This window comes from Burkholderia sp. 567 (genome assembly GCF_040545115.1).
Lineage (GTDB): Bacteria > Pseudomonadota > Gammaproteobacteria > Burkholderiales > Burkholderiaceae > Burkholderia > Burkholderia ambifaria.
In genome coordinates this window covers 64,708-89,526 of the sequence record NZ_JBEPLG010000010.1, presented here as the reverse complement: position 1 = coordinate 89,526, position 24,819 = coordinate 64,708, and the positions used below count along the sequence as shown (strand labels likewise).

Annotated in this window: 25 protein-coding genes; 8 read left to right on the top strand and 17 right to left on the bottom strand. The window is 68.4% G+C overall.

The window, feature by feature from the left end:
* Positions 1 to 29: 29 nt before the first annotated feature.
* Positions 30 to 554 carry a DUF2244 domain-containing protein gene (locus tag ABIC50_RS26345; RefSeq protein ID WP_011658003.1) on the bottom strand — a complete coding sequence of 175 codons (525 nt, stop codon included), beginning with the start codon at positions 552 to 554 and terminating at the stop codon, positions 30 to 32.
* A 195-nt stretch (positions 555 to 749) separates the two neighbouring features.
* Positions 750 to 1,715: a methyltransferase domain-containing protein gene (locus tag ABIC50_RS26340; RefSeq protein ID WP_012364770.1), complete on the bottom strand. Its 966-nt coding sequence runs from the start codon at positions 1,713 to 1,715 to the stop codon at positions 750 to 752.
* Between the two features lie 84 nt (positions 1,716 to 1,799).
* Here ABIC50_RS26340 and ABIC50_RS26335 point away from each other — a divergent pair, with 84 nt between their 5' ends.
* Both ABIC50_RS26335 and trmL read left to right on the top strand, forming a co-directional pair.
* Positions 1,800 to 2,612 carry a ComF family protein gene (locus tag ABIC50_RS26335; RefSeq protein ID WP_354167929.1) on the top strand — a complete coding sequence of 271 codons (813 nt, stop codon included), beginning with the start codon at positions 1,800 to 1,802 and terminating at the stop codon, positions 2,610 to 2,612.
* Between the two features lie 107 nt (positions 2,613 to 2,719).
* Positions 2,720 to 3,190, top strand: coding sequence for a tRNA (uridine(34)/cytosine(34)/5-carboxymethylaminomethyluridine(34)-2'-O)-methyltransferase TrmL (gene trmL, locus ABIC50_RS26330; protein WP_006752065.1), 471 nt, complete (start codon positions 2,720 to 2,722; stop codon positions 3,188 to 3,190).
* Between the two features lie 32 nt (positions 3,191 to 3,222).
* Here trmL and ABIC50_RS26325 read toward each other — a convergent pair whose 3' ends face one another.
* From ABIC50_RS26325 to ABIC50_RS26305, 5 genes are all read right to left on the bottom strand, one after another.
* A complete protein-coding gene (locus ABIC50_RS26325; protein ID WP_011658007.1) occupies positions 3,223 to 3,747 on the bottom strand; it encodes an O-acetyl-ADP-ribose deacetylase in 525 nt (174 codons plus the stop codon).
* Positions 3,748 to 3,853: 106 nt separating this feature from the next.
* Positions 3,854 to 4,852, bottom strand: a complete 999-nt coding sequence (locus ABIC50_RS26320) for an NAD(P)H-dependent glycerol-3-phosphate dehydrogenase (RefSeq protein ID WP_006752067.1) — start codon at positions 4,850 to 4,852, stop codon at positions 3,854 to 3,856.
* 26 nt (positions 4,853 to 4,878) lie between these two features.
* Positions 4,879 to 5,382, bottom strand: coding sequence for a protein-export chaperone SecB (gene secB, locus ABIC50_RS26315; protein ID WP_126228558.1), 504 nt, complete (start codon positions 5,380 to 5,382; stop codon positions 4,879 to 4,881).
* 107 nt (positions 5,383 to 5,489) lie between these two features.
* The gene (gene grxC, locus ABIC50_RS26310) at positions 5,490 to 5,750 is read right to left on the bottom strand and encodes a glutaredoxin 3 (protein ID WP_012364773.1); all 261 of its coding nucleotides are present in this window, start codon (positions 5,748 to 5,750) and stop codon (positions 5,490 to 5,492) included.
* Positions 5,747 to 6,169: a rhodanese-like domain-containing protein gene (locus ABIC50_RS26305; protein ID WP_011658010.1), complete on the bottom strand. Its 423-nt coding sequence runs from the start codon at positions 6,167 to 6,169 to the stop codon at positions 5,747 to 5,749. The genes grxC and ABIC50_RS26305 overlap by 4 nt, the downstream gene beginning before the upstream one ends.
* A 136-nt stretch (positions 6,170 to 6,305) precedes the next feature.
* Between ABIC50_RS26305 and gpmA the strand changes: the two genes are divergently transcribed.
* From gpmA to ABIC50_RS26290, 3 genes are all read left to right on the top strand, one after another.
* The gene (gene gpmA, locus ABIC50_RS26300) at positions 6,306 to 7,052 is read left to right on the top strand and encodes a 2,3-diphosphoglycerate-dependent phosphoglycerate mutase (protein WP_126228559.1); all 747 of its coding nucleotides are present in this window, start codon (positions 6,306 to 6,308) and stop codon (positions 7,050 to 7,052) included.
* A gap of 275 nt (positions 7,053 to 7,327) precedes the next feature.
* Positions 7,328 to 8,869: a S41 family peptidase gene (locus tag ABIC50_RS26295; protein ID WP_011658012.1), complete on the top strand. Its 1,542-nt coding sequence runs from the start codon at positions 7,328 to 7,330 to the stop codon at positions 8,867 to 8,869.
* Positions 8,870 to 8,973: 104 nt separating this feature from the next.
* Positions 8,974 to 9,726, top strand: coding sequence for a HesA/MoeB/ThiF family protein (locus ABIC50_RS26290; RefSeq protein ID WP_105832967.1), 753 nt, complete (start codon positions 8,974 to 8,976; stop codon positions 9,724 to 9,726).
* 81 nt (positions 9,727 to 9,807) lie between these two features.
* Here ABIC50_RS26290 and ptsP read toward each other — a convergent pair whose 3' ends face one another.
* From ptsP to ABIC50_RS26255, 7 genes are all read right to left on the bottom strand, one after another.
* Positions 9,808 to 11,583, bottom strand: coding sequence for a phosphoenolpyruvate--protein phosphotransferase (gene ptsP / locus ABIC50_RS26285; protein WP_105833010.1), 1,776 nt, complete (start codon positions 11,581 to 11,583; stop codon positions 9,808 to 9,810).
* Positions 11,584 to 11,784: 201 nt separating this feature from the next.
* Positions 11,785 to 12,054, bottom strand: a complete 270-nt coding sequence (locus ABIC50_RS26280; RefSeq protein WP_006752075.1) for an HPr family phosphocarrier protein — start codon at positions 12,052 to 12,054, stop codon at positions 11,785 to 11,787.
* 71 nt (positions 12,055 to 12,125) lie between these two features.
* Entirely contained in the window at positions 12,126 to 12,596 is a 471-nt protein-coding gene (locus ABIC50_RS26275) for a PTS sugar transporter subunit IIA (RefSeq protein WP_006752076.1), read from the bottom strand.
* Between the two features lie 231 nt (positions 12,597 to 12,827).
* Positions 12,828 to 13,784: a glutathione synthase gene (gene gshB / locus ABIC50_RS26270; RefSeq protein ID WP_165752076.1), complete on the bottom strand. Its 957-nt coding sequence runs from the start codon at positions 13,782 to 13,784 to the stop codon at positions 12,828 to 12,830.
* Positions 13,785 to 13,809: 25 nt separating this feature from the next.
* Positions 13,810 to 15,099, bottom strand: a complete 1,290-nt coding sequence (gshA, locus tag ABIC50_RS26265; protein WP_006752078.1) for a glutamate--cysteine ligase — start codon at positions 15,097 to 15,099, stop codon at positions 13,810 to 13,812.
* 243 nt (positions 15,100 to 15,342) lie between these two features.
* On the bottom strand, positions 15,343 to 16,830 hold the full coding sequence (locus ABIC50_RS26260; RefSeq protein WP_212070345.1) for an ammonium transporter: 1,488 nt from the start codon (positions 16,828 to 16,830) through the stop codon (positions 15,343 to 15,345).
* A gap of 33 nt (positions 16,831 to 16,863) precedes the next feature.
* Positions 16,864 to 17,202, bottom strand: coding sequence for a P-II family nitrogen regulator (locus tag ABIC50_RS26255; RefSeq protein WP_006398175.1), 339 nt, complete (start codon positions 17,200 to 17,202; stop codon positions 16,864 to 16,866).
* Between the two features lie 356 nt (positions 17,203 to 17,558).
* Here ABIC50_RS26255 and ABIC50_RS26250 point away from each other — a divergent pair, with 356 nt between their 5' ends.
* Both ABIC50_RS26250 and ABIC50_RS26245 read left to right on the top strand, forming a co-directional pair.
* Positions 17,559 to 17,810, top strand: a complete 252-nt coding sequence (locus ABIC50_RS26250; RefSeq protein WP_006489451.1) for an accessory factor UbiK family protein — start codon at positions 17,559 to 17,561, stop codon at positions 17,808 to 17,810.
* A 256-nt stretch (positions 17,811 to 18,066) separates the two neighbouring features.
* Positions 18,067 to 19,677, top strand: coding sequence for a YifB family Mg chelatase-like AAA ATPase (locus ABIC50_RS26245; RefSeq protein ID WP_354167926.1), 1,611 nt, complete (start codon positions 18,067 to 18,069; stop codon positions 19,675 to 19,677).
* A 333-nt stretch (positions 19,678 to 20,010) separates the two neighbouring features.
* Here the strand turns inward: ABIC50_RS26245 and ABIC50_RS26240 are convergent, their stop codons facing one another.
* Positions 20,011 to 20,583 carry a hypothetical protein gene (locus ABIC50_RS26240; protein ID WP_354167924.1) on the bottom strand — a complete coding sequence of 191 codons (573 nt, stop codon included), beginning with the start codon at positions 20,581 to 20,583 and terminating at the stop codon, positions 20,011 to 20,013.
* 160 nt (positions 20,584 to 20,743) lie between these two features.
* Here ABIC50_RS26240 and ABIC50_RS26235 point away from each other — a divergent pair, with 160 nt between their 5' ends.
* The gene (locus tag ABIC50_RS26235; RefSeq protein WP_354167921.1) at positions 20,744 to 21,280 is read left to right on the top strand and encodes a TlpA disulfide reductase family protein; all 537 of its coding nucleotides are present in this window, start codon (positions 20,744 to 20,746) and stop codon (positions 21,278 to 21,280) included.
* 81 nt (positions 21,281 to 21,361) lie between these two features.
* Here the strand turns inward: ABIC50_RS26235 and ABIC50_RS26230 are convergent, their stop codons facing one another.
* Positions 21,362 to 22,717: a sigma-54-dependent transcriptional regulator gene (locus ABIC50_RS26230; protein WP_011658019.1), complete on the bottom strand. Its 1,356-nt coding sequence runs from the start codon at positions 22,715 to 22,717 to the stop codon at positions 21,362 to 21,364.
* Positions 22,718 to 22,798: 81 nt separating this feature from the next.
* Entirely contained in the window at positions 22,799 to 24,817 is a 2,019-nt protein-coding gene (locus tag ABIC50_RS26225) for a sensor histidine kinase (protein ID WP_354167919.1), read from the bottom strand.
* Between the last annotated feature and the right edge of the window lie 2 nt (positions 24,818 to 24,819).

The following is a 24,819-nucleotide window of genomic DNA, read 5'->3' as shown; positions in this document are numbered from 1 at the left end:
GGCCTGTTCCGGCCGGTGCCCGCGCCTCGTCAGCCGCAGCGCCTGAGCGACACGCGCAGTTCGTCGGCGAACTGCGCACGCTTGTGCTGCGCGAGATGCTGCCCGATTACGACGGTCTGCCCGCGCGATACCAGTCGAATCGGATCGCGTGGCGTCGCACCCGGCTCGACCCGCACCCAGCGCGGGTTGAATTCGATCTGCGTGAACCGCTCCGCATCCATCCGCTCGATCACGAGCCGGTGCGGAAACAGCCTGATGCGCTCGTAATCGACCGCATGACGGGCATAGATCGCAAACGCGACGCCGACCGCCAGCAATTCGATTCCGGTGAAGGGCATGACGAGCCAGGCCCCACGCCACATCAGCAATGCCGCGATCACCAGCGAGAAGCTCGCGAGCGACGCGTAAAACAGCACGAACTGGCGCGGCGACACCGAACAATTGCGTTTCATGAGCCAGTCTGCGAGGACCGGTTCACCGTTCGTCGTCTCCGCCAAACCCCTCGCTGCTCCCATCGCCGCCTCACGCGAATGGCATGCGATGCATGCCTGCATCGGACTCGTCGCCCCGTATTGCGGGGACCCCGGGACGACAAGCTGACGCATTATAGGCGGGTTCAATGGCATCCACAAGCAAGCGGCTATCGGCCCGCGAGCCAAGCGCCACAAGCTTTCCGGCCGTTTTTCGCGTCAATTCGACCCCGCTTTGCACCGCTAATTTCGGACATAACAAAACCCCTCTTTACCGCTTTACCGATTCTTCGGACGCCCCTTGCCGATATCTTCGATGCGCACGATCCCGTGCCCCTCGGCAGTCGTGCGCGGCACGGCCTTCCACGCGTGGCCGTAGATCACCTCGAACGTGAGCGGAATGGTGCCGTCCGCGCGCCGGCGCGCTTCCAGCGCGTCGCCGAGCGCCGCGCGAAAGCGCCGCGTCGCGCGCTGCGGCGCCGCGCGCTCGAACGGATAGGCGCCCCAGCGGCGCACGTCGGCCAGCAGGGAATCGGGTGTCTTGTACGTGACGGTGAGCACTTCCTGGTCCATCACCGGAATCTCGAAGCCGCTCTCGACGAGCATGTCGCCGAGGTCGTGCATGTCGACGAAATCGATCACGCGCGCCGCGGGCGGCGCGATGCCGAGCGCCGCTTCGGCTTCCGCGCAGGCCGCGCGCAACTCGCGCAACGTGTCGGGACCGAGCGTGCTGAACATCAGCAGGCCGTTCACGCGCAGCACGCGCTGCCATTCGGGGAATACCGTGTCGGGACGCGAATGCCAGTGCAGCGCGAGATTCGACCAGATCAGGTCGAACGCGCCGGCCGCGAACGGCAACGCCGAGAAATCGGCGTGCGCGACGCGCGGGCCGCGCTGGCCCAGTGCCCGGCCGAGCGACGCGGGCAGCCAGCGCCGCCAGCTCGTCTGCTCGACCTCGCGCTGCCCCGCTCGCGCGAGCATCGCGCCGGACAGGTCGACGCCGAACACCGGGGCTTCGGGAAAGCGCGCGCGCAGCGCCGGCAGGTCGTCGCCCGCGCCGCAGCCCGCATCGAGCACGGCTGCCGGGCTCACCTTGATGTATTCGAGGCGCTCGTTCATCCGCTGCGCGATCTCGCGCGGCAGGAACGCGACCGCGTCGAACGCGGCGGCGCGGCGATCGAAGATCCGCCGCAAACGCCGGGCGTCATTGGCCGGACGGCCGGTTGAAGTCGAAGCTGGGGACATGTCGGGCACACTGGCGAAGAGCCCGAAGTATACTCGCTCGCCTCGCGGCCTTCAGCGAGACGGGGCCCCCAGGAGTCTTCGCGAATGGATCGCCGTTTCGCCCCGCGCCAGATGCGCGTCGTTTTGTCGCAGGTTCGCGCGCTCGCTGTGCGCGTCATCGCGCTCGCGTTGCCGAATCGGTGCGCACTGTGCGGCAATTTGTCACACGCCGTGATTTGCAGCGCCTGCGACGCCGCGTACTGGAATGAAGCGCGACTGCGCTGCGACGTCTGCGCGGTGCCGCTCGGCAGCGGGCGGCCGCGACCGCACGGATCGCGGGGTCGGCATGCCGGCGTCGCGGCTTCGTTCGCCTACCGGTGCGATGCGTGCCGCGCGACACCGCCGCCGTTCGACGCGACGCTCGCGCTCGCCGATTACCGCGCGCCGCTCGACGGGCTCGCGCGCGGGCTGAAGTTTCATGCGCGGCTCGCACTCGGCGCGGAATTCGCGGCCCGGCTCGCGCAGCGGATCGACGACACGGACGCGCTGCGCACGGCGGGCGGCTTCGACGTGATCGCGCCGGTGCCGCTGTCCCATGGACGGCTCGTCGCGCGCGGCTACAACCAGGCGTGGGCGATCGCGCGTCCGCTCGCGCGCCGGCTCGGCGTGCGCGCCGACTCGGCACTGCTCGCGCGCGTGACCGAAACCGCGCCGCAGTCGCGGCTCGACCGGCGCGCGCGGCGCGACAACGTGATCGCCGCGTTCGCGGTGACGGACGATCTCGTCGGCCGCCACGTGGCGCTCGTCGACGACGTGATGACGTCCGGCGCGACACTCGCGGCCGCCGCGCATGCATTGAAGGCGGCGGGCGCCGCGCGCGTGACGAATCTGGTTGCGCTGCGCACCGCCAGGGATTAATTAGATAGAGAGGCCGGCCGCCCGCACGCGGCGACGGTCGTCACGAACCGGCCGGCAGGGATCGCGTGCACGTTGCGCCGCCCCGGCCGGCCCAGCCAGACCCAACCATGTTCAACGTCATCCTCGTCGCCCCCGAAATTCCGCCGAACACCGGCAACGTGATCCGCCTGTGCGCCAACACCGGCGCGCGCCTGCACCTGATCGAGCCGCTCGGCTTTCCGCTCGACGACGCGAAGATGCGCCGCGCCGGCCTCGACTATCACGAGTACGCGGAAATGCGCGTGCACCGCGACTGGGACGCGTTCGTCGCGGCCGAAGCGCCCGATCCCGCGCGCATGTTCGCGTTCACGACCCGCGGTTCGGGCCGCTTTCACGACCACGCGTTCGTGCCGGGCGACTGGTTCGTGTTCGGCTCGGAAACGCGCGGCCTGCCGGCCGACGTGCTCGAGCGCTTCCCGAACGAACAGCGCGTGCGCCTGCCGATGCGACCGGGCAATCGCAGCCTGAACCTGTCGAACACGGTGGCGGTGGTCGTGTTCGAGGCGTGGCGCCAGGCCGGCTTCGAAGGCGGCGCGTGACACGCCAAGCCCGGCGCGCCCGGCCGCACGCGTTAGCTGCGGGCGAGCCGCGCGCGATACAGGTCGTAGATGTCGGATGAAAAACACGCGAACACCACGCGTGCGAGGTTCGGCGCCTGCGGCAGCATGTCGACGACCGTGCCGACCGCGATGTCGACGGCCTCGTCGGCCGGATAGCGATATATGCCGCAGCTGATCGCCGGGAATGCGATCGATGTCGCCGCAACCTCCTCGGCCAGCTCGATCGCGCGCCGGTAACACGCGGCGAGCAGGTCGGGCTCGCCGCGCCCGCCGCCGTGCCACACCGGGCCGACCGCATGAATCACGTACCGCGCCGGCAGCCCGTGGCCGCGCGTGAGCTTCGCGTCGCCGGTCGCGCAGCCGCCGAGCGTGCGGCACTCGGCCAGCAGGCCTGGGCCGGCCGCGCGATGAATCGCGCCGTCGACACCGCCGCCGCCGAGCAGCGAACCGTTCGCGGCGTTGACGATCGCGTCGACGTCGAGCGTCGTGATGTCGACGCGTTGCGCGTCGAGCGTGGTGGAACCGATCCGAAGCATGACACCCTCCCGAAATGCCGGAGACTGTTCAAGCGTAGTGCGCTTTGGCGCCGCCCGCTTTGCGCGAGCGCGCGCGGCCGCAAGAAATCGGTGGGTTTCGTCGCTGTTATTCGGCGCGCGCGTCGCGCCGCAGCAGGCCGCTGACCGCATCGCGCGGCGCGACGCCGTCGAACAGCACGCCGCACACGGCTTCGGTGATCGGCATTTCGATCGATTGCGCGCGCGCGAGCGCGAGCACGGCCTGCGCGCAGCGCACGCCTTCGGCCACGTGGCCGAGCGCACCGAGGATGTCGTTCAGCGAGCGGCCGGCCGCCAGTTGCAGGCCGACCGTGCGATTGCGCGACAGGTCGCCCGTCGCGGTGAGGATCAGGTCGCCGAGGCCCGTGAGGCCCGTGAAGGTTTCCGCGCGGCCGCCGAGCGCGACGCCGAGGCGCGACATTTCCGCGAGGCCGCGCGTGACCAGCGCGGCGCGCGCGTTCAGCCCGAGCCCGAGCCCGTCGGCGATGCCGGTCGCGATCGCCAGCACGTTCTTCACCGCGCCGCCGACCTCGACGCCGACCACGTCGTCGCCCGTGTAGATCCGCATCGCGCCGTGATGGAACGCGGCGAGCGTGCGCTCGCGGCATTCGGCGGACGTGCTCGCGACCGTCAGCGCGACGGGCAGCGCAAGCCCGACCTCGCGGGCGAAACTCGGCCCCGACAGCACGCCATTGCTGTGCTGCCCCGGCAATTCGGCCGCGATCACCTGGTGCGGCAGCAGATGCGTATCGGCCTCGAAACCCTTGCAGACCCAAACGACATGCGCGGGCACGCAGCCCGCGTCGCGCATCGCGCCGAACAGCGTGCGCAGGCCGGCCACCGGCGCGGCGATCACGCACAGCGCGTCGTCCGCGGCGCCGTGCGCGAGCGCGGCGCCGAGATCGGCGTCGTAGCGCAGCGCATCGGGCAGCGCGATGCCGTCCAGATAGCGGGAATTTTCATGCCGGGCCTGCAGCCCGGCGATCAGCGCGGCGTCGCGCGCCCAGAGAAGCGTGTCGTGCCGCGCGGCCAGATGGCCCGCGAGCGCGGTGCCCCAGGCACCGGCGCCGAGAACGGCTACTTTCATACCCAGCACCGGTCCGGAGTGAAACGTCAGTTCAGCGTCGTGCCGTTCGGCGCGCCATTCGGCGCACCATTCGGCGCACCTGCTGCGCCGGCCTGCTGCTGAAGCTGCGCGAGACGCTGCTCGTACAGCGCCTGGAAGTTGATTTCCGCCAGGTGGATCGGCGGGAAGCCCGCACGCGTGATCGCGTCGGCGATGTTCGAGCGCAGGTACGGGAACAGGATCGTCGGGCAGGCGATGCCGACGAGCGGGTCGAGCTGTTCGTCGGGAATGTTGCGAATGTCGAAAATGCCGGCCTGCTTCGCTTCGATCAGGAACGCGACCTTGTCCTTCACCTTCGCGGTGACGGTGCCCGACACGACGACTTCGAACACGCTTTCCGCCAGGCGCTCGGCCTTCACGTCGACTTCGACTTCAACCGACGGCATGTCCTGCTCGAGGAAGATCGCCGGCGAATTCGGCTGCTCGAGCGACATATCCTTCAGGTAGACGCGCTGGATGTTGAAGAACGGTTGATTTTCGACGTCGGACATGGTGTTTCCCTAAAAGTGGTGACGGGGCGGCCCGGCTTCGCGCCGGCCGCCTCGGTTGGATCCTGCGCGCCCAAGCCGCGGCGCGGCCGGCGGCCATTCTGCCCTAATCAGGCGGCTTGCAGAAGCGGCAAGAGGCCGCCTTCGCGGTCGAGCTTCGACAGATCGTCGTAACCGCCGACGTGCGTGTCGCCGATATAGATCTGCGGCACCGTGCGGCGGCCCGTGCGCGTCATCATTTCCTCGCGGCGGGCCGGATCGCGGTCGATCAGCACCTTCTCGATCTGCTCGACGCCGCGCAGCTTCAGCAGGCGCTCGGCCTGAATGCAATACGGACACACCTGCGTGCTGTACATCAATACCTTGCTCACTTCGCGACTCCTTGTTTGACGACCGGCATCCCGGCCTGCTGCCACGCGGCGACGCCGCCCTCGAGCACGTGCACCTCGGCATAGCCCGCCGCCTGGACCTCGCGCGCCGCCTTCTGCGACTGCTGGCCGTTCTGGCAGACGAGCAGCACCGGGGTGCTCTTGTTTTTAGCGACCTGCGCAATTTTCGCGCCGATCTCGCCGGCGGCGACCTGGCGCGCCGACGGCAGGTGGCCGGCAGCGAAGTCGGTCGCCGCCCGCAGGTCGATCACGACCGCGTTGCGGCGATTGATGAGCTGCGTCGCCTCCGCGGCCGACAGGCCGCCGCGGCCGCGACGCAGCGCGGGCCATGCAAGCAGGCCGCCGGAAACCAGCAGGATCGCGATAAGGGCCAGGTTCGTGTAATCGGTGAAGAACGTCACGGAAATCCGCCGGAAAAAGAGAAATCGGAAAAGGACAATCCCGCCATTATAAAATAACCGTCTTGCGCGATGGCGGACCCGGGCCGGGTACCGCGCGACGCGCCCCGCTTCCCTATCACTACCGACCGCAAGATCCATGTACAAACTCGTTCTCATCCGCCACGGCGAATCGACGTGGAACAAGGAAAACCGCTTCACCGGCTGGGTCGACGTCGACCTGACCGAACAGGGTCGCAACGAGGCCTACCAGGCCGGCGAATTGCTCAAGGAGGCCGGCTACACGTTCGACATCGCGTACACGTCGGTGCTCAAGCGCGCGATCCGCACGCTGTGGCACGTGCAGGACCGGATGGACCTGATGTACCTGCCGGTCGTCCACTCGTGGCGCCTGAACGAGCGCCACTACGGCGCGCTGTCGGGCCTGAACAAGGCGGAAACGGCCGCCAAGTTCGGCGACGACCAGGTGCTCGTGTGGCGCCGCAGCTACGACACGCCGCCGCCCGCGCTCGAGCCGACCGACGAACGCGCGCCGTTCAACGACCCGCGCTACGCGAAGGTGCCGCGCGAGCAGTTGCCGCTCACCGAGTGCCTGAAGGACACGGTCGCGCGCGTGCTGCCGCTATGGAACGAATCGATCGCGCCGGCCGTCCGCTCGGGCAAGCAGGTGCTGATCGCCGCGCACGGCAACTCGCTGCGCGCGCTGATCAAGTACCTCGACGGCATTTCGGACAGCGACATCGTCGGCCTGAACATCCCGAATGGCGTGCCGCTCGTGTATGAACTCGACGAAGACCTGAAGCCGATCAAGCACTACTACCTCGGCGACCAGGACGCGATCGCGAAGGCGCAGGCCGCCGTCGCGAAGCAGGGCAAGGCGGGCTGACATCCGTCACGCCGGGCGGGCCGCGTCGCGCGGCCTGTTCGGGGCCCGCCCGGGCGCGCGGCGGCGCGAACCTTCGCGGCCCCTGTGCTGTCGAATCCGCTTTCGAATCCGCTGCGCGTCCGGCGGCACCCGGCCAGGGCCCGGGGGCCGGGGCCTCGGGACCGCCGCACCTGAGCCATTTCCGCAGCGTTCCACTGAGTAATCGGACGAACAGTTATACTTGTCCGCTACATCCCCGCTACCGCCACGCGCTTCCCGACCGCACCAGACTCTCTATGCGAATGAAATTGAAGAACATCGGCCTGATTGCCGCGGGCCTCGCCACGGGCGTGTTCGCCACGCTGCAGGTTTCGGCGTCGGCCGAGCAGACCGCCACTGCGCCGCTTCCCCTCGACCAGCTCCGCCTGTTCGCGGAAGTGTTCGGCCAGATCAAGCGCGAGTACGTCGAGCCGGTCGACGACAAGAAGCTGCTGACGGCGGCGATCAAGGGCATGGTGTCGAGCCTCGACCCGCATTCGTCGTTCCTCGACAAGACCGACTATGACGAGCTCCAGGAGCAGACCAAGGGTCGCTTCGCGGGTCTCGGCATCGAGATCTCGCAGGAAGACGGCCTCGTCAAGGTGATCTCGCCGATCGAGGATACCCCCGCGTTCCGCGCCGGCATCCGTCCGGGCGACCTGATCACGCGCATCAACGACAAGCCGGTGCGCGGCATGACGCTCGACAAGGCCGTCAAGCAGATGCGCGGCGAGCCGGGCACCAAGGTCACGCTGACGATCTTCCGCAAGAGCGACGACCGCACGTTCCCCATCACCGTCACGCGCGCGGTCATCCGCGTGCAGAGCGTGAAGATGAAACTGCTCGACCCGGGCTACGCGTACATCCGGATCACGAGCTTCCAGGAGCGCACGACGCCCGATCTCGCCGCGAAGCTGCAAGACATCGCGCGCCAGCAGCCGAACCTGAAGGGCCTGATCGTCGACCTGCGCAACAACGGCGGCGGCCTGCTCCAGAGCGCGGTCGGCGTCGCCGGCGCGTTCCTGCCGCCCGACTCCGTCGTCGTGTCGACCAACGGCCAGATCCCGGATTCGAAGCAGGTCTACCGCGACACCTACGACAACTACCGCCTGCCGTCCTTCGACGGCGATCCGCTGAAGAACCTGCCGCCGGTCTTCAAGACCGTGCCGATGATCGTGCTGACGAACGCGTATTCCGCGTCCGCGTCGGAAATCGTCGCCGGCGCGCTGCAGGATGCGAAGCGCGCGCAGATCATGGGCAAGACGACGTTCGGCAAGGGCTCGGTGCAGACGGTTCGTCCGATGACGGCCGACACCGCGCTGCGCCTGACGACCGCCTACTACTACACGCCGAGCGGCCGTTCGATCCAGAACAAGGGCATCACGCCCGACGTTCCGGTCGATCAGTACGCGGACGGCGATCCGGACGACGTGCTCGTGACGCGCGAGGTCGACTACACGAACCACCTCGCGAACACGCAGGATCCGAACGAGAAGAAGGAACAGGAAGAGCGCGAGCAGCGCCGGATGGACCAGCTGCGCGTCCTCGAAGAGCAGAACGACAAGAAGACGCCGGAGCAGCGCCAGAAGGACCGCGATCGCAAGCCGATCGAGTTCGGCAGCGCCGACGACTTCATGATGCAGCAGGCGCTCAACAAGCTCGAAGGCAAGCCGGTGCAGGAATCGAAGTCGCGCCTCGCCGAGAGCACGACGAAGAGCCCGGCCACCAAGGCCGCGACGCCCGCGAAGGCGTCGGGCGCGAAGGCCGCCGCACCGAAGCCCGCGTCGGCACCGCAGTAAGCGCCGGCCGGCATCCGACGGGCCATCGCGGGAAGACCGCGATGGCCCGTTTTTCATGCGCGCCTAAAATAACGCTACGTCCGCCGCCTCGCTCACGACTTCCCATGAACGACGATCAACTCCTTCGCTACTCCCGCCACATCCTCGTCGACGAAATCGGCATCGACGCGCAACAGCGCTTCCTCGACGCGCATGCGCTCGTCGTCGGCGCGGGCGGGCTCGGCTCGCCGGCCGCGATGTATCTGGCGGCCTCCGGCGTCGGCACGATCACGCTGGTCGACGCCGACACGGTCGACCTCACGAACCTGCAGCGGCAGATCCTGCACGCGACGGCCTCCGTCGGGCGCAGCAAGGTCGAATCGGGGCGCGACACGCTCGCGCGGCTGAACCCGGAAGTGACCGTGCATGCGGTCGCGGCGCGTGTCGACGATGCGTGGCTCGACGAACACGTGCCGCAGGCGGGCGTCGTGCTCGACTGCACCGACAACTTCGCGACGCGCCATGCGATCAACCGCGCGTGCGTCGCGCACGGCGTGCCGCTCGTGTCGGGCGCCGCGCTGCGCTTCGACGGCCAGATCAGCACGTTCGACTTCCGCGACCCGGCCGCGCCCTGCTACGCGTGCGTGTTTCCGGAAGACCAGCCGTTCGAGGAAGTCGCGTGCGCGACGATGGGCGTGTTCGCGCCGACGGTCGGGATCATCGGCGCGATGCAGGCCGCCGAAGCGCTCCGCGTGATCGGCGCGATCGGCACGACGCTCAACGGCCGGCTGATGATGCTCGATTCGCTGCGGATGGAATGGACGACGATGAAGATCGCGCGCCAGGCCGACTGCCCCGTGTGCCAGGGCCGGCACTGACGCGCGCGATGCATGCGCCGAACGGCGCATGCGTGACGTTTCGCTACGTTCGCGGCGGTTTCACCGCGCGGCCCGCGTCGCCTAGGCGGCCGCGTCGTCCGCGCGCGGCTCCGCGACCGCCAGGCGCTTGAGCGCCGCCTGCACTTCCTCGGGCTCGAACGCGGCCAGCACGTCGGCCGTCGGCTTCTCGAGCGCCTTCAGGTGCGCACGCAGGATCTCCTGCTTCACGACCAGCAACTGGCTCGGATGCATCGAGAACTCGGTGAGCCCCATCCCGAGCAACAGGCGCGTGAGCGTCGGATCGCCCGCCATCTCCCCGCACACCGACACCGACACGCCCGCGCGCTTCGCTTCGCGCAGCGTATAGGAGATCAGGTGCAGCACCGCCGGATGCAGCGGGTCGTACAGGTGCGCGACCGCGTTGTCCGCACGGTCGATCGCGAGCGTGTACTGGATCAGGTCGTTGGTGCCGATCGACAGGAAGTCGAAGCGCTTCAGGAACAGCGGCAGCGCGATCGCCGCGGCCGGGATCTCGATCATCGCGCCGATACGCACGTTCGGGTCGTACGCGAGCCCCGCGTCGTCGAGCTGGCGCTTCGCCTCGCGGATCAGGTCGAGCGTCTGGTCGATTTCCTGCGCGTGCGCGAGCATCGGGATCAGGATCTTCACCTGCCCGAACGCGGACGCGCGCAGGATCGCGCGCAGCTGCGTGAGGAACATCTGCGGCTCGGACAGGCTCCAGCGGATCGCGCGCAGGCCGAGCGCGGGGTTCGGCGCCGTCTCGTAGCCTTCGTCGAGCGCCTCGAGCGGCTTGTCCGCGCCGACGTCGATCGTGCGGATCGTCACCGGCATGCCCTTCATCCACTCGACCGCACGCTTGTACGCGGCGAACTGCTCCTCCTCTTCCGGCATCTCCTTCTGGTGCATGAACAGGAACTCGGAGCGGAACAGCCCGACGCCGACCGCGCCGGCGTCGACCGCGGCCTTCGCGTCGTCGGGCAGCTCGATGTTCGCGTACAGCTCGATCTTCGTGCCGCACAAGGTTTGCGTCGGCGAGAACTTCAGGCGCTGCAGCTTGCGCTGCTCGAGCAGCTTCTCGGACTGGCGGTACGAATATTCCTCGAGGACGATCGGCGCGGGATCGACGATCACGATCCCCTGGTCGCCGTCGACGATGATCAGGTCGTCCTGGCGGATCAGCGCGCTCGCATGCTGGACGCCGACCGCGGCCGGAATGCCGAGGCTGCGCGCGACGATCGCCGTGTGCGACGTGCGGCCGCCGAGATCGGTGACGAATGCCTGGAACGACTGCGACTTGAACTGCATCATGTCGGCCGGCGCGATGTCGTGCGCGACGACGATCATCTCGTTCTGGCCGCGCGCGGCCGCGCGATCGAGCGCCTGCGACGCGGACGGCGCGCCGGCGAGCGCCTTCAGCACGCGCTCGACCACCTGTTCGATGTCGGCCTTGCGCTCGCGCAGGTATTCGTCCTCGATGTCGTCGAAGTGGCGCGTGAGCAGCTCGAGCTGCTCGGTCAGCGCCCATTCGACGTTGTAGCGGCGCGTGCGCACCAGGTCGATGGTTTCCTGCACGAGCATCGCGTCGCTCAGGATCATCGTGTGCACGTCGATGAACGCGCCCACTTCGCTCGGGGTGTCGTCGGTCAGGTCGGCGCGCAGCGCGTTGAGTTCGCGATGCACGACTTCGCGCGCCGTGCGAAAACGCTCGACCTCGGCGTCGATCTGGTTCGCCTCGATCAGGTAATGGGCGACGTCGAGCGCCGCCGGCGCGATCAGATACGCTCGCCCGATCGCGATACCACGTGAGACGGGAATGCCATGCAGCGTGAAGGACACGCGCACCTCCTCTGTACAAGTAAAGCCGCGGCACACCGCTGCGATGCGCTTATGACCCCGGGTAGCGATTATAAATTCCGTCCCTCCATGCTGACTGCATGCACCGCAGCATTGTGCGTTCCGCACCAATGCTCGGGACGAAAAAAATGCCGCGGAAAACGCGGCATTCTGCTCGGAAACGGCAACGATCCCGCGCGGGGATCACTGACCTTCGCCGAATTTGTCCGCGATCAGCTTGAGCAGCGCATCCATCGCTTCGCGCTCGTCGGGACCTTCGGTCTCGATCGTCACCGAGCTGCCGATGCCCGCCGCGAGCATCATCACGCCCATGATGCTTTTCGCGTTGATCTTGCGCCCGTTGCGCGTCATCCAGACTTCCGACTGGAAGTTGCCGGCCAGTTGCGTAAGCTTGGCCGATGCGCGTGCATGGAGCCCCAATTTATTGACGATGGTGGTTTCTTGTTGAAGCATGATTCTCGGTCGGGTCGGTCGAGGCCGCCGGCGAGGTGCGGCGGCTCGGTCTAAAACGGGAAAACGGGCGGTCAGTGCGATTCGGTGCGCGGTTGCGGCTCGGGCGGAATCGGCGCGCACTGGCCGCAGCCGGCTTCGGTCGGCGGCGGCGGCGTGCCGGCCGCCACTTCATGGACGCCCTTCGCGCCGCCGGACAGCGCCTTGTCGACGAGCTTGTCGAGCGGCACGGTACGGTAGCAGACGGCCCGCACCAGCATCGGCAGGTTCACGCCCGCCAGCACGCGCACGTTGTCGAGCTTCGCGAGCTGGCCCGCGATGTTCGCGGGCGTCGCGCCGTACATGTCGGTCAGCACGACGACGCCGTTCTCTTCCCTGAGCCGCGCGAGTTCCGCATGCGCGAACGCCATCACCTGGGTGGGGTCGCTGTCCGCCAGCACGTCGATACAGCCGATGCGCGCGGGCACGCCGCCGTAAATGTGCGCGATGCAGTCCCGCAACGCGGTGGCGAGCGGCGCGTGCGCGATGATCAGAATCCCGGCCATGTCAGACCGCCTCCGGCCGCCCCTGGCGGGCCGACGCCCCGCGGCGGGGCCACGAGCATAGCGAGTATGGGAATCGTTTCATGTTCAGCCTTGCAACGGTTTCGGCCCGACCGCCGGGCCTTCGGCGCGCTGGTCGCGGCACCGGGCAAGCGGGCATTGTAGCAGGCCGGTCGAACGGCTCCGGCGACGGGGGGCCTGCGCGGCCGCCGCCGGAATTGCGCGCGAAGCGGGCTACGCGGCCGCCCGCTCCAGCGCGTCGATGAACATCGCGGCGACGTCGAAACCCGTCTGCTCCATGATTTCGCGGAAGCACGTCGGGCTCGTCACGTTCACCTCGGTCAGCCAGTCGCCGATCGCGTCGAGCCCGACCAGCAGCAGCCCGCGCGCGGCGAGCACCGGCCCGAGCGTCTCGGCGATCTCGCGGTCGTGCGGCGTCAGCGGCTGCGCGACGCCCAGCCCGCCCGCGGCGAGATTGCCGCGCACCTCGCTGCCCTGCGGGATCCGCGCGAGCGAATACGGCACCGGCTCGCCCGCGATCAGCAGGATGCGCTTGTCGCCGGCCGTGATCTCGGGGATGAACTTCTGAATCATCAGCGAGCGCGTGCCGTCATGACCGAGCATCTCGATGATGGCGCCGAGATTCATCCCGTCGGCCTTCACGCGGAACACGCCCATCCCGCCCATCCCGTCGAGCGGCTTCACGATCACGTCGCCGTGCGCGGCGTGGAACGCACGCAAGCGCGCGGCGTCGCGCGTGACGAGCGTCGGCGCGACGAACTGCGGAAACTCGCCGATCGCGAGCTTCTCCGAGTGATCGCGGATCGACTGAGGCTTGTTGAACACGCGTGCGCCTGCCCGCTCGGCCAGCTCGAGCATCCAGGTCGCCGTCACGTACTCCATGTCGAACGGCGGATCCTTGCGCATCAGCACCGCGCCGAACGACGTCATCTGACGCGATTCGTGGGCGCCTGCCTCGTACCACGGATGGCGATGCAGGTCGGCCGTGTCGCCGACGATCGTCACGCGCTGCACGTCCGCCTCGACGCCCGAGCCCGTCCATGCGAGCTGGTGCGGCTGGCATGTGTACACCGCATGCCCGCGCCGCGCGGCCTCCGCCATCATCGCGTAGGTCGAATCCTTGTAGATCTTGAAGCGCTCGAGCGGGTCGGCGATAAAGAGAATGTCCATGCGGGTCCTGTACGTAGCGAAGCCGTTACACCTGGATGGCTTCGGGATCGGTCTTTTCCAGTTCGATCGACGACGCGATCAGCGACAGGCGCGCGACGACGCCGTACATGTAGAAACGGTTCGGCGGCGCGGCGCCCGGCTTGGCGCCGGCATCCGGCAGCGCGGTGTGCTCGAAGCCGAGCGGCACGTAGTGCATGCCCGGCGCGTTCAGGTTCTGGTCGCGCTCGCGGCCGCCGTGCGTGCGGTAGAAGCCGCCGACCACGTAGCGGTCGATCATGTACACGACCGGCTCCGCGACTTCGTCGCCGACGCGCTCGAACGTATAGACGCCTTCCTGCACGATCACGTCGCGCACCGCGAGGCCGGCCTTCGACTCGGCCATCTGCGTGCGCTCGGCCTTCGACATGCGGCCGATCTCGGCCGCATCGTGCACGGTCATCACGCCGCGCCCGGCGGTGCCCGCGTCGGCCTTCACGACGACGTACGGCTTTTCGCTGATCCCGTATTCGCGATACTTGCGCGCGATCTTCTTCAGCACGCCGTCGATCGCGTCGGCGAGCGCCTGCTCCCCTTCATGCGCCTGCCAGTCGACGCCTTCGACATGCGCGAAATACGGATTCACCATCCACGGATCGACGCCGACCATTTTCGCGAACTTCTTCGCGACGTCGTCGTAGCACGAGAAGTGCGTCGACTTGCGGCGCACGGCCCAGCCCGCGTGCAGCGGCGGCAGCAGATACTGCTCGTGCAGGTTTTCCAGCACGGCGGGAATCCCGGCCGACAGGTCATTGTTCAGCAGGATCGAGCACGGATCGAAATTCTTCAGGCCGAGGCGGCGCTGCGAACGCTCGAGCGGTTCGAGCACGATCTTCTGGCCGTCTGCCAGCGTGATCGGCGTCATGTCGGTGATGCTCGGATCGAGCGAGCCGAAGCGCACGTTCAGGCCGGCCTGGCGCATGATCGTCGCGAGCCGCGCGACGTTTTCGAGGTAGAACGCGTTGCGGGTCGGCAGCTCGGGAATCACGAGCAGGTTCTTCGCGTCCGGGCAGATCTTCTCGATCGCGGCCATCGCGGCCTGGACGGCGAGCGGCAGCACTTCGGACGGCAGATTATTGAACGCGCCCGGGAACAGGTTCGCGTCGACGGGCGCCAGCTTGAAGCCGGCGTTGCGCAGGTCCACCGAACAATAGAACGGCGGGGTGTGTTCCTGCCATTCGAGCCTGAACCAGCGTTCGATCGCAGGCGTCGCGTCGAGGATCTTCTGCTCGAGTTCGAGCAGCGGACCGTTCAACGCGGTAACGAGGTGGGGAACCATGAATCACTCGCGAGCGGGAGAATGAAGATTGTAGAGCAATTGCTTTGCCCATTTGGGGATTGTTCCCGGCTTCACAAGGATTTGGAGGAAGTTTTCGGCTATTGACCCGATAGGTCGAAGGGTTATGCGCTGCGGCGGCACGACGCAGGAGAAAAAAACGCCCGCCGGGTGGGCGGGCCGAAGTCGCTGCGCTCATTCGTGGCGGGCGCCGTCTGCGCGGCGGCCCGCCGTCATCCGTACGACTTATTCGACGTGCTCGCCGTGCAGCACCACGTCGAGGCCTTCGCGCTCTTCCTCTTCGCTCACGCGCAGGCCGATCGTCAGGTCGATCAGCTTCAGCAGCACGAAGCTCAGCACGCCGCTGTATACCAGCGTGATCAGCACGCCCTTCGCCTGCAGCAGCAGGCTGCCGTCGAAACCGCCGATGTCCTTCACCGCGAACACGCCGGTCAGCAGTGCGCCGAGCACCCCGCCCACGCCGTGCACGCCGAACGCGTCGAGCGAATCGTCGTAGCCGAGCTTCGACTTGAGCCACGTCGCCGACCAGTAGCACACGACGCCGGCCGCGATGCCGATCACGAGCGCACCCGGTACACCGACGAAGCCGGCCGCCGGCGTGATCGCGACGAGACCCGCGACCGCGCCCGACACGATGCCGAGCACCGACGGCTTGCCGTGCGTGAGCCACTCGGCGAACATCCAGCCGAGCGCCGCGCAGGCCGTCGCAACTTGCGTCGTCAGCATCGCGAAGCCGGCACGGCCGTCGGCCGCGACTGCCGAACCCGCGTTGAAGCCGAACCAGCCGACCCACAGCATCGAGCCGCCGATCATCGTCAGCACGAGGTTGTGCGGCGCCATCGATTCACGGCCGAAGCCGACGCGCTTGCCGAGCATCAGGCACGACACGAGGCCCGCGATACCGGCGTTGATGTGCACCACCGTGCCGCCCGCGAAGTCGAGCACGCCGTCCGCCGACAGCCAGCCGGTCGGCTCCCACACCATGTGCGCGATCGGCACGTAGACGATCAGCGACCAGAGCGTCATGAACACGAGCATCGCCGAGAACTTCATCCGGTCGGCGAACGCGCCGCAGATCAGCGCCGGCGTGATGATCGCGAACGTCATCTGGTAGACGAAGTAGACCGATTCCGGAATCGTCGACGCGAGGTGGCTGACGGTCAGCGTGGTCGCCTTGTCGCCCTTCACGTAGGTCATCCCGTGCAGGAACACGCGCGACAGGCCGCCGATGAAGCCATTGCCCGGCGTGAACGCGAGGCTGTAGCCGACCACCGTCCACAGCACCGTGATCAGCGCGGTGATCGCGAAGCTCTGCATCACGGTCGCGAGCACGTTCTTCTTGCGGACCATGCCCGCGTAGAACAGCGCGAGGCCGGGGATCGTCATGAACAGCACGAGCGCGGTGGACGTCAGCATCCACGCGGTGTCGCCGGCGCTGATCTTCGACGAATCGACGGAGAACGGCGCGGTCGGCGCGGCGGGTGCGGCCGGCGCGGACGCAGCCGCGGCAGCCGATGCGTCGGCGGCCGACGCGGGGGCGGCGGCAGCGGCAGGCGCCGATGCCTCGGTGGCGGCCGAAGCGGCTGCCGTTGCATCGGACGCCGTTGCGGCGGGCGCGGACGCGGCCGAGGCCGCGTCGTCCGCGAGCGCGGGGCCGACACCGGCCGCGATCAGCGAGCCTGCCATCAGCAGGGACATCAGAAGTTTGCGCATCTCGGGTTTCCTCTTGTTGCTTGTCTTTGTCTGTTACAGCGCGTCTGCGCCGGTCTCCCCGGTCCGGATCCGGATCACCTGCTCGATCGGCGTGACGAAGATCTTCCCGTCGCCGATCTTGCCGGTGCGCGCGGCCCGCTCGATCGCTTCCACTGCCTGGTCGACGAGATCGTCGGACACGGCCGCCTCGATCTTCATCTTCGGCAGGAAGTCGACCACGTATTCGGCGCCGCGGTACAGCTCGGTATGCCCTTTCTGGCGCCCGAAGCCCTTCACCTCCGTCACCGTGATGCCCGAGACGCCGAGCGCGGAGAGCGCTTCGCGCGTCTCATCGAGCTTGAACGGCTTGATGATTGCGGTAATCAGTTTCATGAAGTCCTCTCGCTGGGTGGTCCCGTCGAATTGGTTGGAATGGTGTGACGGTCTCTTCCCAGCAACTCGCATGCCATGTTTGCGCGAGGACCGTCTCGAACGGCTCCGAAACGGGGGCGCATCACCCGTTGAAAGGTGTGGAAGCCCGGCCGAACGGTCAACGTGGGCCCGGTTTGCTGGCGCGTCGAAAGGATCGTTGCTAGAGTGCACGCACGTCCCGGTTCACCGGGCCATTCACCCATGCGGGCGCCATGCCCGGAATTCGCGCCAGCGGCGCACCATTTCCGGTCATGCGTGCATCATGGGCACGTACGCAACTGAAGATGCACATTTTTTGTGCAAGGAAGGGATATCTCATGAAGCAACCCAGCGATGTTTTCAACGACCTGCAGTCGCGCGTCAGCGATCTGCTGAAAAACTCGCCGGCCAAGGATGTCGAGCGCAACGTGAAGGCCATGCTGTCGCAAGGCTTCTCGAAACTCGATCTCGTCACGCGCGAGGAGTTCGACACGCAGGCACAGGTGCTCGCCCGCACCCGCGTGCGTCTCGAGGAACTCGAAAAGCGCGTCGCGGAACTCGAGCAGAAGCTCGCAGCGCCGCAGGCCTGACGCCCTCTGACCGACCGGTCCGGGCGCGGGCTGCCTCGTGCGGCCCGCGCCTGCCCCCTCGCCAGCCTGCCAATCAGTAAGCCGTTTCGTCGTTCTTCGCAGTCCCCCCGCTCTTCGCTGTTCCTCGCTCTTCGCAGTTCGTCGTTCCTCGTTCTTTCTCGCGCCACGCCGGCAAGCGCGCACCGATTCCTCCGATTCCCGCGGCATGCGGCCCCGAACGGCCGTTGCCCGCCGATTCATTTACAGGAGCCTCGCCATGTCGCTCGCCGTGGTGCGCAGTCGCGCGCCGGCGGCCGGCCGCGCGCCGGACGTCACCGTCGAAGTCCATCTTGCCAACGGGTTGCCGTCGTTCTCGATCGTCGGCCTGCCCGATCTCGAAGTCCGTGAAAGCCGCGAGCGCGTGCGCGCCGCGCTGCAGAACTGCGGATTCGAATTCCCCGTGCGCCGCATCACGGTCAACCTCGCACCGGCCGACCTGCCGAAGGAGTCCGGCCGCTTCGATCTGCCGATCGCGCTCGGCATCCTCGCCGCGAGCGGCCAGATCCCGGCCGACGCGCTGGCCGGCCGCGAATTCGCGGGCGAGCTGTCGCTGACCGGCGCGCTGCGGCCGATGCGCGGCGCGTTCGCGATGGCGTGCGGCGCGGCACGCGACTGGCGCGCGGGTGACACCGGATCAAGCGTCGGTTCCAGCGCGCGGCCCGGCGCGATGTCCGACCCAGCGGCCGGCCCGGCGGCCGCGTCGCGCCCGCCCGAGCTGTATCTGCCGCTCGACAGCGCCGCCGAGGCCGCGCTCGTGCCGGGCGTCACGGTGTTCGGCGCGCCCGACCTGCCCGCGCTGTGCGCGCACCTCGCCGGTGCGCCGGACGCGCGGCTCGCGCCGGTCGCGGCGCCCTGCCTCGACGGCGAGCCGGGGCCGGCCGCCCCCGATCTCGCGGACGTCATCGGCCAGCGCGGCGCCCGGCGCGCGCTCGAAGTGGCCGCCGCGGGCGGGCACCACATGCTGATGATCGGGCCGCCCGGCGCCGGCAAGTCGATGCTGGCCGCGCGGCTGCCGGGCCTCCTGCCGCCGCTGACCGACGACGAGGCGCTGACGTCGGCCGCGCTCCTTTCCGCGAGCCGCCTCGGCTTCTCGCCCGCGCAGTGGCGGCGGCGGCCGTTCCGCTCGCCGCATCATTCGTCGAGCGCCGCTGCATTGGTTGGCGGCCGCAATCCGCCGCAGCCGGGCGAGATCACGCTCGCGCACCTCGGCGTGCTGTTTCTCGACGAACTGCCCGAATTCGACCGGCACGTGCTGGAAATGCTGCGCGAGCCGCTGGAAGTCGGCCGCATCACGATCTCGCGCGCCGCGCAGCAGGCCGATTTCCCGGCAGCGTGCCAGCTGATCGCCGCGATGAATCCGTGCCCGTGCGGCTGGCACGGCGATCCGTCCGGGCGCTGCCGCTGCTCGCCGGACGTCGCCACACGCTACCTGCGCAAGCTGTCGGGGCCGCTGCTCGACCGGATCGACATCCAGATCGACCTGCCCGCGCTGTCGCCGGCCGAACTCGCCGCGCGCGCGACCGCGCACGGCGAATCGAGCGCCACGGTCGCTGCGCGGGTCGCCCAGGCGCGTGCGCTGCAGTTCGAGCGGCAGGGCAAGACGAATCACATGCTGAGCGGTCGCGAGACCGACGACCTGTGCCGCCCGACCGACGACGGCGAGCGGCTGCTGCGCGAGGCCGGCGAGCGCTTCGGCTGGTCGGCGCGCGCGTATTTCCGCGTGCTGAAGGTCGCGCGGACGATCGCCGACCTGGCCGGCGACCCGTTGCCGACGGCCGCGCAGATCGCCGAGGCAATCCGCTACCGGCGCGCGCTCACGGCGCTGTGAGCGCCCTCGAGGGACAAAATCCGGCTGTCAAGACTTGACTTATGCACAATTTAGCGAATCTGGCCCCGGATCACCGCTCGTGAGCGCCTTGCCATCGCGAAATCCGTATCCCCTTGTTTCCATTGATTTTTCTCAAATGGCACCGAAGTTGTGAAATGCACCGGAAGGCCGTCTGGTGCGGCTTTGCGCAAGATTCGCCCGACTTTTCAACAAAGTTATCCACATGCGCTGTGGATAGTTGAAAAATCCCCGCAAAATCCGGAGATTAGCGTCGAAAGCTGCGAATGAACTTTCAGTTGTCACAACGTGTCAGAGCGCCCTCGCCGGCCGGTGTCAGTCCAGTTTGAACGAGCCGAAAAACTGGTCGCGCTGTTCCTGCGCGAGCGGGCCGTCGGCGATCACGACGGCCTGATACGCATGCCGGCCGCGCGCCACGAGCCGCGCAACGATCGTCTTGTGCGCGTGGTCGCCGCCGCTGGCCGCGCCCGCGACCCGCAGCTCGATCGCGTTCACCGCGCCGCCAGCCGCGAGCGGCACCGGCACCGACGCCGTCTGCGGCGCGCCTTCGAGATTGCGCGACAGCCCCGCGCGCAGGAACTCGAGCGCCGCGCGGCGCGTGTCGTCGCGGTCGTCGGGCAGCGTCAGCGTGCCGACCGCGAACACCGCGCCGTCGACGTGCGCGGCCTGCATCCGCATCGGCATCGATGCGCCGCCCACCGCTATCGGATGGTCCTCGACGGTCGGCTTCGCCGGCAGGTCGATCGTATAGCCGGCGTCGTTGTGCAGCGTGCGCCAGTCATAGGAGGGCGAGCACGCAGTCAGCGCGGCGCTCACACATGCGAGCGCGGCGAAGTGTCGCAGCGGACGAAAAAGGGGGCGCAACGAATCGATGACTTCCTTCGGCATGGCAGGGATCGAGCAGGCAAAACGCTCATTATCCGTGAAGGCTGACCCTGGAGATCCGTGGCGGCCGCCGGTGCATGCCGCGCATTCGCGCTAAAATGAGCGCCGAATTTCGACGTCCTTTGCATCGATCCGCGTCATCGACCGACTCCGAGAGCACCAGATGAACACCACGCCTCCCGCCCAGCGCCGCACCGGCCCCGCCCGCTATATCGTGGCGGCCGTCGTCGTCGCGGCCATCGCCGTTGCCGGCTTCTTTGCGTTCAACGGCAAGTCCAGCGTGCCGGACGCGACGTTCACGCTGCTGTCGGGCCAGAAGGTGTCGACGGCCGGCGACCTGAAGGGCAAGGTCTATCTCGTCAATTTCTGGGCGACGAGCTGCGCGACCTGCATGCAGGAAATGCCGCAGATGGTCGAGACCTACAATCGCTTCAAGGGTCAGGGGCTGGAATTCGTCGCGGTGGCGATGAACTACGATCCGCCGATGTACGTCGCGAACTATGCGCAGACGCGCCAGCTGCCGTTCAAGGTCGCGCTCGACGACGGCAGCGTCGCGAAGCAGTTCGGCAACGTGCAGCTCACGCCGACGACTTTCGTCGTCGACAAGAACGGCAAGATCCTGAAGCGCTACGTCGGCGCACCGCAGTTCGCGGAACTCGACGCGCTGCTCAAGAAGGCGCTCGAGGGCAACGCGGCCTGAGCGCCGCCGCTGGATTCCCCGCTCGCAGGGTGCACGCAGCCTTGCTCCGCACAACGGACCGCACTGCGGTCCGTTCGTTTTTCAGCGCTCGGTTTCGCCTTTCGCCGACAGCCCGTAGCGCTTCATCTTCTCGTACAGCGTCGCCTTGCCGACATGCAGCCGGTCGGCCGTCGCCGCGACCGCGCCGCCCGTCTGGTTCAGCGCCTGCGCGATCACCGCGCGCTCGAACTGCTCGATGCGCTCCTTCAACGTCTGGTCGCTCTCGGCATCGTCGCCGCTCGCGCCCGCATCCTGCGGCATGTCGGCGACGCCGAGCACGAAGCGGTCCGCCGCGTTGCGCAGCTCGCGCACGTTGCCGGGCCAGTCGCGCTGCATCAGGCTCGCGCGCTGCCGGTCGGTCAGCACGGGGGCCGGCCGCCCGTAGCGCACGGCCGCGTCCAACATGAAATGCTCGAACAGCGGCACGATGTCCTCCCGGCGCTCCGCGAGCGGCGGCAGTGCGATCGTCACGACGTTGAGCCGGTACAGCAGGTCGCGCCGGAACGTGCCGGCCGCGACGAGCTCGCTCATGTCGCCCTTCGCGGCCGCGACGACGCGGCAGTTCACGCGGATCGGCTGGTTCGAGCCGAGCCGCTCGAGCACGCCGTCCTGCAGCACGCGCAACAGCTTCACCTGCAGCGCGAGCGGCATGCTTTCGATTTCGTCGAGGAACAGCGTGCCGCCGGACGCATATTCGAGCTTGCCGACGCGGCGCTTCGCGGCACCCGTGAACGCGCCGGGCTCGTAGCCGAACATCTCCGACTCGAACATCGGCTCGGGCAGCGCGCCGCAGTTCACCGCGATGAACGGCTTGTCGCGACGCGGCGACAGCTCGTGCAGGCTGCGCGCGATCAGCTCCTTGCCGGCGCCCGTGTCGCCGTTGATCAGCACCGAGGCGTCGGTGGGCGCGACGTTCGCGATCAGCTTGCGCACCTGTTCGATCGCCGGGCTGCGGCCGATGATGCGCGGCGCGACGATGTTCTGCCCGGCCAGCTCGCGCCGCAGCGCATGGTTCTCGAGCACGAGTTCGCGCCGCTCCAGCGCGCGGCGCACGGTCTCGATCAGCCGTTCGGCCGCGAACGGCTTTTCGATGAAGTCGTACGCGCCGTCGCGCATTGCCTGCACGGCCATCGAGATGTCGCCGTGGCCGGTGACGAGGATCACCGGCACGTCGGGCACGCGCTCGCGGCACTGCGCGAGCAGGTCGAGCCCGCTCGCGCCGGGCAGCCGGATGTCGCTGACGATCACGCCGGCGGTTTCCGCGACGATCGCCTTGTCGGCCGCCTCGGCCGATTCGAACCCGACGACGTCGAACCCCGCGAGCTGGAGGCTCTGCACGCTCGCCCGGCGAACGAGCGCATCGTCTTCGATATAGATCACTTGCAGCCGGTTGGCCATCGTAGTCACTTGCTCCTGACACGCCGCGCGGCGGGAAGCGCGCGCGGCTCTCGTTGATGCCGGTCGTGCGGCGAACGGGCCCTAGCGCGAGCCCGCCGGCTCGGACAGGGAGTCCGGATGATGCGTGCGCGTGCGCCGCAGCGTCAAGACGAACAGCGCGCCGCCCGACGGCGCATTGCGCGCGGTCAGCGCGCCGCCCGCGTCGCTCGCGATCGACGACGAGATCGCGAGGCCGAGCCCGAGCCCGCGCCCCATTTCCTTGGTCGTGAAGAACGGTTCGAACAAGCGCGGCAGCAGGTCGGGCGCGATGCCCGGGCCGTTGTCGCGCACCTCGACCGCCAGCGTCGCGACCGACACCGCGATCGTCACTTCGATCGCCGGCGCGGCGACACCCGCGACCGCGTCGAGCGCGTTGCCGAGCAGGTTGATCAGCACCTGTTCGAGGCGCAGATCCTCGCAGCGGGCGACGAGGTCCGGATAATCGCGCGCGAGGTCGAGCGGCGCATCTTGCGCGGGCGACACGGTCGCATCCTGCAGCGTCAGCGTGAGCGCGACGCCGCGCAACCGTTCGCCGAGCAGCGACAGCACGCTGCGCAGCGCGCGCACGACCAGCGCCTGTTCGTTGCGCGGCTTCGCGCGGCCGACGAACAGCTTCAGCTGGTTGGTGATCTTGCCCATCCGCTCGGTCAGCGCGGCGATCGCCTCGAGGTTCTCGCGCGCGGCCGCCTGCTCGCCGCGATCGAGCAGCACGCGCGTGTTGTCGGAGAAGCTGCGCAATGCCGCGAGCGGCTGGTTCAGTTCATGCGTGATGCCGGCCGCCATCTGGCCGAGCGCGGCGAGCTTGCTCGCCTGGATCAGTTCGTCGTGCGCGGCGCGCAATTCCTGTTCCGCGCGGATCCGGTCGCCGACTTCCTTCTGCAACTGCTCGTTCGCCTCCGACAGATCGGCCGTGCGTTCCTCGACGCGCCGGTTCAGCTCCGCGTACGCCTGCTGCAGCAGCGCGCGGCCGCGGATCATCTCGCGCACGCGAGCGCGGCGCATGCGCCAGTAGAACGCGAGCAACGCCACCGACACGAAGCCGAAGCCCGTGACGATGGTCGCGTTGCGCGCATCGGCGTCGATCGGTGCGATCGGCGCGAGCGTGACGAGCAGCCAGTCGGGTTCGCCGATCCGCCGCTTGCTGGCCAGGAAGCGCGGCGCGCGCAGGCCGGGGCCGAGGCGCACGATCTCCGCGTCCGCGCCGAGCACCTGCTCGACGCGCAGCGGCAGCGGCGTGACGGGCTGCTGCGCGTACTGGCGCGTTTCGTAGATGGACGCGGCGACGGGCCCTGTCAACGGATGGAGCGTGTGGTATTTCCACGCGGGCACGGACGAGAGAAACACGACGCCGTGATCGTCCGCGACGACGAGCGGTTCGGACGCGTCGGCGCCCTGGAACCATTCGAGATTGAGTTTCACGACGACGACACCCGCGATCTTGCCGTCGCGCCACACCGGCTGCGAGATGTAGTAGCCGGGGTCGCGCGAGATCGTACCGATCCCGAAGAAGCGGCCGACCCGGCCGTTCATCGCGTCGATGAAATAAGGACGGAAGCGGTATTCGATCCCGACGAAGCTGTCGGGCGCGCGCCAGTTGCTGGCAGCGACGCACAGGCCATCCGCGCCGACCACGTAGGTGACGGTCGCGTGCGCGTGTTCGTTGAGGTCTTCGAGATAGCGGTTCGCGCGCCCGGTGAAATCGGCGCGCTTCGGCTCGGCGAGCAGGTCCTGCACGTACGGATGGCTGCCGAGCAGATAAGGCAGCGATTCGTAGCGGTCGAGCGTGCTCTTGAGCGCGTTGGTGGTGCGGTCGACGCGCACCGCGGCGTTGCGCTGCAGCTCCGCGACGCCGCGCCGCCACGTGATGGTCCACGTCAGCGCGCACGCCGCCGCGAGCGCGACGGCAAGCACGACGAGGATGAGCAGGCGGCGCTTCACGGACGTGACTTCCTGGCGATGCGGATCGCCTATTGTGTCATAGGGCTCCGCATCACCGCCCTGGCCGCCCCGGCCGCCGCGCGGCGCGGCGGCCGCGGGCGGTGCCGCCGCCTGCTCGTTCATGG

Coding starts and splice junctions, on each gene's coding strand:
- ABIC50_RS26345 (WP_011658003.1), bottom strand. CDS start 554: ATGCAGGCATGCATCGCATGCCATTCGCGTGAGGCGGCGATGGGAGCA.
- ABIC50_RS26340 (WP_012364770.1), bottom strand. CDS start 1,715: ATGTCCCCAGCTTCGACTTCAACCGGCCGTCCGGCCAATGACGCCCGG.
- ABIC50_RS26335 (WP_354167929.1), top strand. CDS start 1,800: ATGGATCGCCGTTTCGCCCCGCGCCAGATGCGCGTCGTTTTGTCGCAG.
- trmL (WP_006752065.1), top strand. CDS start 2,720: ATGTTCAACGTCATCCTCGTCGCCCCCGAAATTCCGCCGAACACCGGC.
- ABIC50_RS26325 (WP_011658007.1), bottom strand. CDS start 3,747: ATGCTTCGGATCGGTTCCACCACGCTCGACGCGCAACGCGTCGACATC.
- ABIC50_RS26320 (WP_006752067.1), bottom strand. CDS start 4,852: ATGAAAGTAGCCGTTCTCGGCGCCGGTGCCTGGGGCACCGCGCTCGCG.
- secB (WP_126228558.1), bottom strand. CDS start 5,382: ATGTCCGACGTCGAAAATCAACCGTTCTTCAACATCCAGCGCGTCTAC.
- gpmA (WP_126228559.1), top strand. CDS start 6,306: ATGTACAAACTCGTTCTCATCCGCCACGGCGAATCGACGTGGAACAAG.
- ABIC50_RS26295 (WP_011658012.1), top strand. CDS start 7,328: ATGCGAATGAAATTGAAGAACATCGGCCTGATTGCCGCGGGCCTCGCC.
- ABIC50_RS26290 (WP_105832967.1), top strand. CDS start 8,974: ATGAACGACGATCAACTCCTTCGCTACTCCCGCCACATCCTCGTCGAC.
- ABIC50_RS26280 (WP_006752075.1), bottom strand. CDS start 12,054: ATGCTTCAACAAGAAACCACCATCGTCAATAAATTGGGGCTCCATGCA.
- ABIC50_RS26275 (WP_006752076.1), bottom strand. CDS start 12,596: ATGGCCGGGATTCTGATCATCGCGCACGCGCCGCTCGCCACCGCGTTG.
- gshB (WP_165752076.1), bottom strand. CDS start 13,784: ATGGACATTCTCTTTATCGCCGACCCGCTCGAGCGCTTCAAGATCTAC.
- gshA (WP_006752078.1), bottom strand. CDS start 15,099: ATGGTTCCCCACCTCGTTACCGCGTTGAACGGTCCGCTGCTCGAACTC.
- ABIC50_RS26260 (WP_212070345.1), bottom strand. CDS start 16,830: ATGCGCAAACTTCTGATGTCCCTGCTGATGGCAGGCTCGCTGATCGCG.
- ABIC50_RS26255 (WP_006398175.1), bottom strand. CDS start 17,202: ATGAAACTGATTACCGCAATCATCAAGCCGTTCAAGCTCGATGAGACG.
- ABIC50_RS26250 (WP_006489451.1), top strand. CDS start 17,559: ATGAAGCAACCCAGCGATGTTTTCAACGACCTGCAGTCGCGCGTCAGC.
- ABIC50_RS26245 (WP_354167926.1), top strand. CDS start 18,067: ATGTCGCTCGCCGTGGTGCGCAGTCGCGCGCCGGCGGCCGGCCGCGCG.
- ABIC50_RS26240 (WP_354167924.1), bottom strand. CDS start 20,583: ATGCCGAAGGAAGTCATCGATTCGTTGCGCCCCCTTTTTCGTCCGCTG.
- ABIC50_RS26235 (WP_354167921.1), top strand. CDS start 20,744: ATGAACACCACGCCTCCCGCCCAGCGCCGCACCGGCCCCGCCCGCTAT.
- ABIC50_RS26230 (WP_011658019.1), bottom strand. CDS start 22,717: ATGGCCAACCGGCTGCAAGTGATCTATATCGAAGACGATGCGCTCGTT.
- ABIC50_RS26225 (WP_354167919.1), bottom strand. CDS start 24,817: ATGAACGAGCAGGCGGCGGCACCGCCCGCGGCCGCCGCGCCGCGCGGC.